Annotated in this window: 9 protein-coding genes; all 9 read left to right on the forward strand. The window is 36.4% G+C overall.

The genetic code is table 11. The annotated features are described in order from the left end of the window. Nucleotides 1–814: 814 nt before the first annotated feature. Nucleotides 815–2,044: a glutamyl-tRNA reductase gene (gene hemA / locus ABWO41_RS10905; RefSeq protein ID WP_353137604.1), complete on the forward strand. Its 1,230-nt coding sequence runs from the start codon at nucleotides 815–817 to the stop codon at nucleotides 2,042–2,044. A gap of 63 nt (nucleotides 2,045–2,107) precedes the next feature. Continuing rightward, nucleotides 2,108–3,706, forward strand: a complete 1,599-nt coding sequence (hemC, locus tag ABWO41_RS10910) for a hydroxymethylbilane synthase (protein ID WP_353137606.1) — start codon at nucleotides 2,108–2,110, stop codon at nucleotides 3,704–3,706. Nucleotides 3,707–3,717: 11 nt separating this feature from the next. Then, nucleotides 3,718–4,689: a porphobilinogen synthase gene (hemB, locus tag ABWO41_RS10915; RefSeq protein ID WP_353137608.1), complete on the forward strand. Its 972-nt coding sequence runs from the start codon at nucleotides 3,718–3,720 to the stop codon at nucleotides 4,687–4,689. Nucleotides 4,690–4,725: 36 nt separating this feature from the next. Next, on the forward strand, nucleotides 4,726–6,096 hold the full coding sequence (hemL, locus tag ABWO41_RS10920) for a glutamate-1-semialdehyde 2,1-aminomutase (RefSeq protein WP_353137610.1): 1,371 nt from the start codon (nucleotides 4,726–4,728) through the stop codon (nucleotides 6,094–6,096). A gap of 3 nt (nucleotides 6,097–6,099) precedes the next feature. Continuing rightward, nucleotides 6,100–6,963: a sensor histidine kinase gene (locus tag ABWO41_RS10925; RefSeq protein WP_353137612.1), complete on the forward strand. Its 864-nt coding sequence runs from the start codon at nucleotides 6,100–6,102 to the stop codon at nucleotides 6,961–6,963. Nucleotides 6,964–6,975: 12 nt separating this feature from the next. Next, nucleotides 6,976–7,680, forward strand: a complete 705-nt coding sequence (locus ABWO41_RS10930) for a response regulator transcription factor (RefSeq protein WP_353137614.1) — start codon at nucleotides 6,976–6,978, stop codon at nucleotides 7,678–7,680. After that, entirely contained in the window at nucleotides 7,680–8,192 is a 513-nt protein-coding gene (locus ABWO41_RS10935; RefSeq protein ID WP_353137616.1) for a tetratricopeptide repeat protein, read from the forward strand. Before ABWO41_RS10930 ends, ABWO41_RS10935 begins: the two co-directional genes overlap by 1 nt. Then, nucleotides 8,193–9,221 (forward strand): uroporphyrinogen decarboxylase, encoded by a 1,029-nt coding sequence (gene hemE, locus ABWO41_RS10940; RefSeq protein WP_353137618.1) that lies wholly within the window; start codon nucleotides 8,193–8,195, stop codon nucleotides 9,219–9,221. Between the two features lie 59 nt (nucleotides 9,222–9,280). After that, the gene (gene hemJ / locus ABWO41_RS10945) at nucleotides 9,281–9,826 is read left to right on the forward strand and encodes a protoporphyrinogen oxidase HemJ (RefSeq protein WP_353137620.1); all 546 of its coding nucleotides are present in this window, start codon (nucleotides 9,281–9,283) and stop codon (nucleotides 9,824–9,826) included. The last annotated feature ends 351 nt before the right edge of the window (nucleotides 9,827–10,177 follow it).

Genomic DNA, 10,177 nt, shown 5'->3' on the forward strand with positions numbered 1-10,177 from the left:
GATTCTATGTCCCTGGATAGTTAAAGTGGGATATCATTCAGGAACTTTACCTTTTGCCTTATCGGGTACCTTGATGGGAAGCTATTAAATGACCAATGTCCCTGACAAATGACATCCTATCTAGACTTATTTATTATTATGGCTAATTCAGGGCTAATGAATAGAGTATTAATGGGCGAGAACCTGAACGTAATAATGGTGGTTTTTTACCCTCTGCTTTGCTATATTGTGAATAAGATGTAGGTGTTTTTTCATGGTGATAATATGCTGTCAGATTAAAGAGTAATACTTCCTGCACTTTGCCAGATAAACTTCTATAGAGAAGTCAGCACACTAAATCATTTCTTATAATTTGAGTTCGACAGTTATTGGTTTGATATTCACTTATATTCCTCTAGTTTACCGCAAATCTCCCTGACAATTTCGAATTTGTTAGTCAATATGATATAGGTTTTTTAGACGTTTTTAGTCAGTTCAGTTTGTTAAAACGAACATAATATCTACTTGCAGGCTACTTTACAAAAGATCTGCTATTACCATACTATAAATAATATAAATGGGATAGGAGAGTATTCAAAAGCGCAATTGTTTTCTTAAATAAGACATACTTCTGATGGAACCATCGGAATACCTTTTTATATTTGTTCTCTTATTATTAAAATAAGTGAGAGTAATCATGTTTTGATAAAAAATCTGCTTTTATATTTGATCCAGCCTTCTTTCATATGTTGATATGTTACTTTCAAATTGACAAATGATTGACACATGATTGATAATACAAGGCTACTTTTGTACAGTTTTAAAAATTATCTAATTGAAGACCTTAAAGATTATAGCATTTACTCATAAACACATTGAATTGGAGAAGCTAGGGTGTTTAGTGTTATGTAATGATGCTATTGATAATGTATTAACTTCCGTTCGCAATAGATTTAATATTTCAGAGATATTTTATTTAGGTACTTGTAACAGGGTGGAATTTGTTTTTACTTCTGAACAAGCTATTGACAAGGAGTTTGCTTTAGATTTTATAAAAGCATTTCATAAGAAGGAACTGGATGGTGAGATTCTTAAATCTATGATTGATAACAGCAATGTTTATGAGGGGGAAGATGCTTTAAATCATTTAATGAGGGTTTCCAGTTCTTTAGAGAGCTTAGTAGTAGGAGAGAAGGAAATTCTGGCTCAGGTAAGAAAGGCTTATGAGACTTGCAGAGAACGAGGATTTACAGGTGACTTTCTTCGTCTAATCATGAGTAGGGTAGTTAAAACGGCAAAGGAAATTTATACATATACTAATATCTCCAGAAATCCCATATCTGTAGTATCTATAGCTTATCGAAAATTAAGGTCGTTAAAAATCAATCCAAACAGTAGGATTTTAATTATAGGTGCGGGAGAAACAAACCAAAACATTTCTAAATACTTAAAGAAGCACAAGTATCATAATTTCTCTGTTTTTAATAGAACATTGAGTAAGGCGCAAGCGCTTGCAGATGAACTGGGAGGAAACGCTTATGATTTAGAGGCTTTAAAGACTTATAAGGAAGGATTTGATATTATTATTACCTGTACTGGTTCTATAGATCCTATTTTAACGAACGATCTTTATACATCTCTGCTTGCAGGGGAGAAAGAGAAGAAAGTTATAGTAGATCTGGCAATTCCTAATGATGTAGCTCCGGAAGTAATTGCAAATAATCACCTGGATTATATAGAAGTTAAAACATTACAAGATATAGCTGACCAGAACCTTAAAGAGCGTTATCAGGAGTTGATTAACGGTGAAGCTATTATCGAACAAAATATAAAGGAATTTAGGCCTATCCTGAAGCAGAGAAGGGTCGAAATTGCAATGAAAGAAGTTCCTGAAAAGATTAAGGAAATCAGATCAAGGGCTTTAAATGATGTATTTGCCAACGAGATTAATACTTTGGATGATAATTCAAGGGAGGTTCTCGAAAAGGTTATGGCTTATATGGAAAAGAAATATATTAGCGTGCCTATGGTAATTGCTAAAGATATTTTAGTTAAGAATTCTTAATTCTTTATATAGCTTTTTTTAACACTTCCTATTGAGTAAATTTACGGGAAATACTTTAAATCATTGGACAGAATATTTAAAATTGGTACAAGAGGTAGTGATTTAGCTTTATGGCAAGCTAATCATGTAGCTTCTAAACTAAACGAAGCAGGTTATCAGACAGAAATCAAGATTATAAAGACCCAAGGTGATAATATTCTTAACCTGCGATTGGATAAGTTAGAAGGGAAGGGCTTTTTTACAAAGGAATTGGAAGAGCACCTGATCGCTGGTGATATAGATTTAGCAGTACATTCACACAAGGACTTACCTACAGAGAATCCTCCCGGATTATTTATTTCGGCAGTTTCGGAAAGAGAAGATCCATCTGAGGTTTTATTGATATTAAAAGATTGTACAGACACTTCCAAAAAGCTTTCTGTAAAGCATAATGGTTTGGTAGGTACATCTTCTAATCGCAGGCAATCACAAATATCTTCGGTAAGACCAGATTTGGAATTTGAGGATTTAAGGGGGAATGTGAATACGCGTATCCAAAAACTCAGAGATGAGAATTATGATGCTATAGTTCTTGCAAAAGCAGGTATTTCCAGATTGAAACTAGATTTATCTGAGTTTTATATAGAAACTATTGAACCTGCAGCTGAAATGGTTCCTGCTCCGGCACAGGGTGTCCTGGCTGTTCAGATAAGAGAAGGAGATATGGAACTGGATTCCATTTTAAAGCATGTAATTCATGATGAAGAAGTGGCTGCATGTATTGCGGTAGAAAGAAAAGTTTTGAATCTTTTCAATGGTGGGTGCCATATGCCTTTAGGTTCTTACTGTAAAAAGGAAGATGGTGTATATAAAGTATGGACAGCAAAGTCGGATGAAGCCGAGGAATTTGTGGACAGATTGTATCTGGAAGCTGAAACTACAGAAGGTTTAGCTGAACGAATTGTTCAGAAATTTGATTATTCTAATAGAAATTTACCTAAGAAGGTTTTTATATCCAGGGAGTTGTCTGAACATAGTTATTTTGCCAGAGCTTTAGCAAAACATGATATTGAGATTGATGCAAGATCTTTGATTAAAACAGTTCCAACTATCCATAAAATTGATTCATACATTTTTAAACACATCGATTGGATCTTTTTTAATAGTAAAAACGCCATTGATTATTTTTTCAGGTTAGAGCCAATATTACCTAAGCATGTTAAGTTTGGTGTAGTGGGCAGAGGATCGGAAGATGCGTTGCGTCTTTTGGGTAAAGTACCCGATTTTGTTGGCGAAAGTAGTGATACTGCAGATGTAGCGGAGGAATTTGCTGCTGTTGCTAATGGAACAAGCGTATTATTTCCAATGGCAAAAGATTCTTTAAGGAGTATTATAAAAGGCCTTTCTGCTGACACAAAGATTAATGAGCTGGTAGTTTACGAGACGATTTTGCTGGACGACGTAGATAAAAGCTATGCTGATATCTTAGTTTTTACCAGTCCGTCTAACGTTCAGGCCTATTTTGAGGAAAATCTTTTAGAACCAGGGCAAAAAATAGTATCTATTGGGGCTTCTACAGGTAAAAAGCTGGAAGAGATAAATATCACATCATATATATTACCTGCGTCGCCGGATGAAATTGGTCTGGCAGAAGCTGTTTTTGGTATAGATATGAATAAATAAAAAGGAAAGAAATGTTAAGCAGACCGAGAAGAAACAGGAAATCTCAAGTTATCAGAGATATGGTGCAGGAGAATCATTTAAGAGCTTCTGATTTAATTTTTCCATTGTTTATTATAGACGGGCAAAACAGGAAGACAGAAGTATCTTCTATGCCGGGTATTTACAGATATTCTATAGATCTGTTATTGAAAGAGGTAGAGTCTTGCATGAACCTGGGACTTAAGGCGTTTGACCTTTTTCCGAATATTGAAGAATCTAAAAAAGATAAGGTTGCTACAGAAAGTTTAAATAAAGACGGCATTTATTTAAGGGCTATCAGAGAAGTTAAGAAGAATTTCCCCGAGGCATGTGTAATTACAGATGTTGCTATGGATCCGTATAGCTCGGATGGGCATGATGGTTTAGTGGAGAATGGAGAAATCTTAAATGACGAAACTTTAGAAATCCTGGCAAAAATGTCTTTGGCGCATGCAGAAGCAGGTGCAGACATTATAGCACCATCTGATATGATGGATGGCCGGGTAGGATATATCCGTGAGGCCTTAGACGGTCAGGGTTTTAAAAATACGTCTATTATGTCTTATACGGCCAAATACGCAAGTGCTTTTTACGGTCCGTTCAGAGATGCGTTAGAGTCGGCTCCCAAATTTGGTGATAAGAAAACTTATCAGATGAATCCGGCAAATCAAAGAGAGGCTCTTATTGAAGCGGCTTTAGATGTTGAAGAAGGTGCAGATTTTTTAATGGTAAAGCCAGCATTAGCTTATTTAGATGTTATTAAAGTCCTGAAAGATAATTTTGACTTACCAATTGCAGCTTACAATGTTAGCGGTGAATATGCAATGATAAAATCTGCTGTACAAAAAGGCTGGTTAGAGGAAGGGAGAACGATTACCGAAATTTTAATGGGAATGAAGCGGGCTGGTGCTGATGTGATTTTAACTTATCACGCTAAGGAAGTTTTGGAAAAAGGTTGGATTTAATTTTGCTTATTAACGATATACATCAATTCTATTATAATGTTCGACTCTATTAAGAATATACTATCCGGAAATGACAACGATATTCCTGTTTCAAACAGGGAGCGGAAAGAGATTGTAAGGGAAAAATCTGAAGCTTTATACGAGAAAGCTAAAACCTTTTTTCCCGGGGGTGTAAATTCACCAGTTAGAGCTTTCAAATCCGTTTACGGAACGCCATTATTTATAGAAAAAGGTGACGGATGTTTTTTGTGGGATGCAGACGGAAATAAATTTGTTGATTTTTGTTGCTCCTGGGGCCCGTTGATTTTGGGTCACAATCATCCAAAAGTAAGAGAGAAAGTTATTGAGGTTATGCAACATGGAATGTCTTTTGGGGCACCAACTGCATTAGAAAATGAATTAGCGGGGCTAATCATCAATAATAATAAATATATTGAGAAAATCAGGTTTACCAGTTCGGGGACAGAGGCAGTGATGTCTGCCATTCGTTTGGCCAGAGGAGTAACGGGAAGAGATAAGATTATTAAGTTTGAAGGCTGTTATCATGGGCACTCAGATTCCTTATTGGTTAAAGCAGGGTCAGGATTGGTTACTTTCGGAGAAACTTCTTCTGCAGGTATTCCAAAAGCATTCGCTAATGAGACCATAGTTGTTCCTCTTAATGACAGAGAAGCTATATCGGAAGCTTTTAAAACTTTCGATAATCAGATTGCGGCAATCATCATAGAGCCTATTCCAGCAAATAACGGATTATTATTGCAGGATAAAGCGTATCTGGAATTCTTAAGAGAAATTACTAAAGCAAATGGTTCCCTATTGATTTTTGATGAGGTTATTTCCGGATTTAGAGTTGGTTTTGAAGGTGCTGCCGGCTATTATAATATTCAGCCGGACATTATCACTTATGGAAAAATTATAGGTGGCGGTTTGCCTGTTGGCGCTTATGCTTCTTCAGCAGAAATTATGTCACATATTTCTCCAGACGGTGGAGTTTATCAGGCGGGAACCTTATCCGGAAATCCGGTAGCTATGGCCGCAGGTATTGCGCAATTATCGGAACTTTTGAAGTCCGGATTTTATAAAGAGCTTAATTCTAAAACACAGGAATTTGCCGAGTCTATCCAACGCTATGCATCGGCCAAGAATTATAAACTGAAAGTTTTCCAGATAGGATCTATTTTCTGGATATCGTTTACTGATAAAGATAAGATTCAAAGTGCAGATGATATTGATGCAAGCGGAATGGAAAGATTTAAGGAAATGCATAAAGAGTTGCTGAACAGAGGTGTTTATTTTGGCCCTTCGGGTTATGAAGTTGGTTTTATTTCATCAGAACATAATAAAACAGAGCTGGAGAAGGTAAAACGTGTTATATTCGAAGTTCTGGATATCGTATTCAAAAAGTAAATTATGAGGCCGCTAACCATTTTCTATATTATCGTCTTTTATGTAATAGCACAGCTGTTCTGGTGGGCAACTTTGCTGATTGCGTATAATCCGGTTAGGAAATGGATGGTAGTTGGAGAGGGTGTAGTTTTCCTTTCGTTAATGACTTTGGGTGCAATTATGCTTCACAAGGCATTTAACAGAGAGCGTAGGATGAATGTACAGAAAAAGAACTTCCTGCTTTCTGTTACTCATGAATTGAAATCGCCTTTAGCTTCCATTAAACTTTATCTTCAAACCATTATGAAAAGAGAGCTGGATACAGAAACACAGCGTAGTTTCATCAGAAAGTCTCTTTTAGATGTCGAGCGTTTGGACGATATGGTGGAGAATATGCTGCTGGCAGCTAAAATTGAGAACAATTCTTACAGCTTTCCAAAGGAAAGTTTTAATTTTTCGGAATTGGTAGAAAGAGTTGTTGGCCGATTGCAGATTCATGTATGCAGTAAAGAGGCTTTGGTTACAGATATAGAGCCGGACGTTTATGTAACCGGAGATAAGTTCTCTTTAAGTGCTGTAGTGTCGAATTTAATAGAAAATGCGGTAAAATATTCCGCTCAGTGCGATCCAATATTTGTAGGAGTATCTAAATCTCCGAATGGAAAAGTTTGTTTTAAAGTTGCTGATTTAGGAATAGGGATTTCGGACGAGGAAAAACCAAAAATATTCAACAGGTTTTATAGAGTTGGAAGTGAGGACACTCGAAAAACTAAAGGTACGGGTTTGGGGTTATTTATTGTGAAGCAGGTGTTGGATAATCACCAGGCACAAATTAAAGTAAAAGATAACACTCCCAAAGGAACTGTTTTTGAGGTTTCTTTGGATTAACAAGTATTTATCATGATAAATAAACAAAGAATTTTATTGATGGAAGATGAAGAGCATCTTCTGGAAGCTATCAAATTAAACCTCGAAATGGAAGGCTTTTTTGTGAGAGCGGTTACCGACGGTAAAAAAGCTTTAAAAGTTTTCAAAGAGGAAAAGTTTAATCTGATCATTTTAGATGTGATGGTTCCAGAGATCGATGGATTTCAGGTCGCAGAAACAATAAGACTAGAAAACTCTGAGGTTCCGATTATGTTCCTAACGGCTAAAAATACATCGGAAGATAGAATAACTGGCCTTAAAAAAGGAGCAGATGATTATTTAACGAAGCCTTTCAATTTAGAGGAGCTGATTTTAAGGGTGAATAACCTGATTAAAAGAAGCATGAAAGGTGATGAACTGAAAGAATTAAACTCTTATAAAATAGGTGATAAAACTATTTATTTCAATTCTTATGAATTGAAAAATGAAGATGGTACCATTACTCCGTTGACAAAAAAGGAAACTATGTTACTGAAATTGTTGATAGAGCGTAAGAATGAAGCGGTTTCCAGAGAGCAGATCTTAGAAACTGTTTGGAATTACGATGTTTATCCTTCAACCAGGACTATAGATAATTTCATCCTTACATTTAGAAAATATTTCGAGCCAGATCAAAAAAATCCTATTTATTTTCACTCAATTCGTGGCGTTGGCTATAAATTTACAGATGCTGGCTAATGTTTACTAACGGAGCGAGGGTTTTAGTTTGCATTCTTCTGGCTTTTGTAGCCGTACTGGCTTTTTATTTCAAAGTCTATGAAATAACGCTTTTGGCCGTTTTTTTCATAGGCTATGTTATTTGGGGGTATTTCAAAGAGGGAACGGTTGTTTTGGCTGCCAGGCAATACAAAAATGGTGATTATGCAAAAGCTAAAGCACTTTTATATTCCATCAAGAATCCTAATTTATTGAGTAAGAAAAGATTGCCTTATTACGAATTTATTTTAGGCAACATTGCCTTAAAGGAGGCTGATTACGAAGAAGCGGAGGCCCATTTAAGTAAGGCTGCATTTTTAGGATTGCGGGCGGGAGACATTATTGCTTCTCTATTGCATCTGGCAAATATTGCTTTAAGAAACAGAGACAGGGAAAAAGGGTTGGCCTGGTTGGCCGAAACCAAAGATTTGCCTCTAACATCAAGACAAAAAAGTATTATAGAAAACATAGAAAGGGAGTTAAAGAAAATTTAAATGAAAAATTCGTTATTTATTAAGGCGGCTTTATCACAGGAAACAGAACGTCCACCGGTTTGGATGATGCGTCAGGCAGGACGATTTATGCCCGAGTATTGGGAAATCAAGAATAAATATTCATTTCTTGAAATGTGCAAAACTCCTGAAATTGCTGCAGATGTTACTATGCTTCCGGTAGATTTATTGGGCATAGATGCTGCAATTTTGTTCTCTGATATTTTGGTTACAGGCGAGGCTATGGGCGGAAAGCTAAGTTTCGAACAGGGCGTTGGGCCTAAGTTTGCAAATCCTGTACAAAACATAAAAGATATAGAGGCTTTAGAAGTTGATGTTTTAGACCGGCTTCAATATGTTGCTGATGCTATTAAGGTTATTCAGGGGCGCTTATCTAAGCTTGGAGATCAGCAGATACCTTTAATTGGTTTTGCAGGTGCTCCGTTTACGGTAATGAGCTATCTGGTAGAAGGAGGTTCTTCTAAAGATTTTAAGAAAACCAAGCTATTCATGTTCAACCAACCAGAAGCAGCGCATAAGTTATTAGAAAAAATAGCTGATGTGACTGTAGATTATCTGAATATGCAGATTGCCGCAGGCGTTAACGCTGTTCAGATTTTTGATAGCTGGGCGCTTTCTTTAAGTTGGGATGATTATAAGGAGTTCTCTCATCGTTATATTCAGAATATTATTTCCAGATTGAATCGTACGGTTCCTGTAATTTCTTTCTGTAAGGGAAGCTCGGTCTTTGCACCGTTAATGGCCGAAGCTAAGCCGGATGTTGTAAGTGTAGACTGGAATGCAGATTTAAAAAATATTAAATCTGCTCTTCCGCAGGGTATTGCTGTACAAGGGAATTTAGATCCATTTGTACTATATGCGGATAAAGCTGTGATAAAAGACAGGATTTTAAGGATTATCGAAAGGATGAGAGGTGAAAAAGGTTTTATTTTCAATCTCGGCCATGGTATTATGCCGGATATTCCTTTTGATAACGTGAAATACGCAATTGAAGTTATAAAAAGCGTTTAAGAGACCTCACCCTAAATCCCTCTCTTTCGAGAGGGACTTTTGAAATAAAAAACTGAAAAATGTACAGATACGTTTTAGCTATTCATATCATTTTTATGGTCAGTTGGATGGCGGGGTTATTTTATATCGTCAGATTGTTTATTTATCATACCGAAGCCAACGAAAAACCGGAAGCAGATCGTAGTATACTTCAGAATCAATTCCAGCTGATGGAATCTAAGCTATGGAATATCATCACTACTCCGGCCATGGTGCTTACCGTTTTAGCTGGTTTAACGATGTTATACCTGAATCCCGGTTTACTTTCTGTTGGCTGGATGCATGTTAAACTGACTTTTGTACTGGGGTTGCTGATCTATCATTTCAGATGCCAATCTATTATGAAGCAACTTAGACTTGGCATCTTTAAGTTAAGCAGCACACAATTACGTTTTTGGAATGAATTGGCTACCATTTTTTTAGTGGCAATTGTGTTTACTGTTATTCTGAAAAGTGCTATTGACTGGCTTTATGGTCTAGTGGGTCTGGTGATTTTTGCGGTAGTAATTATGAGTGCGGTTAAGGTTTATAGGTATTATAGATTGAAGAACCGTAAAGATCGCTAGGAAATATTCCTGTTTTTAGTTTTACTTTATGTTTCTGTTTTCATGATCTGTCTAAACTCTCTTTTGGAGAAATTTTTTATGCTCTCGTAGGCAGAGATGAGAGGTGTTAATAATTGTTTGCTTACGCACAAGGCTTTCCGTCCTCAGTAGCCGGACTAGCCTAGATACTTTTGAGGCCAAAAGTATCCAAAAGCCTTTCTCAATCCCGCTTGTGCCTTTTGCTAGACCTACCACACGTAAAAAAACAGTTAACGCTTTATTTTTGCTGGCAGTATTTTATTAATGTATCTGTATTCCGAACGCAAAAATGAGGCTTGTCAGTGCTTTATGATTGTTCAGTACACTGTTTTT

The organism is Pseudopedobacter sp. (genome assembly GCF_040392825.1).
GTDB lineage: Bacteria > Bacteroidota > Bacteroidia > Sphingobacteriales > Sphingobacteriaceae > Pseudopedobacter.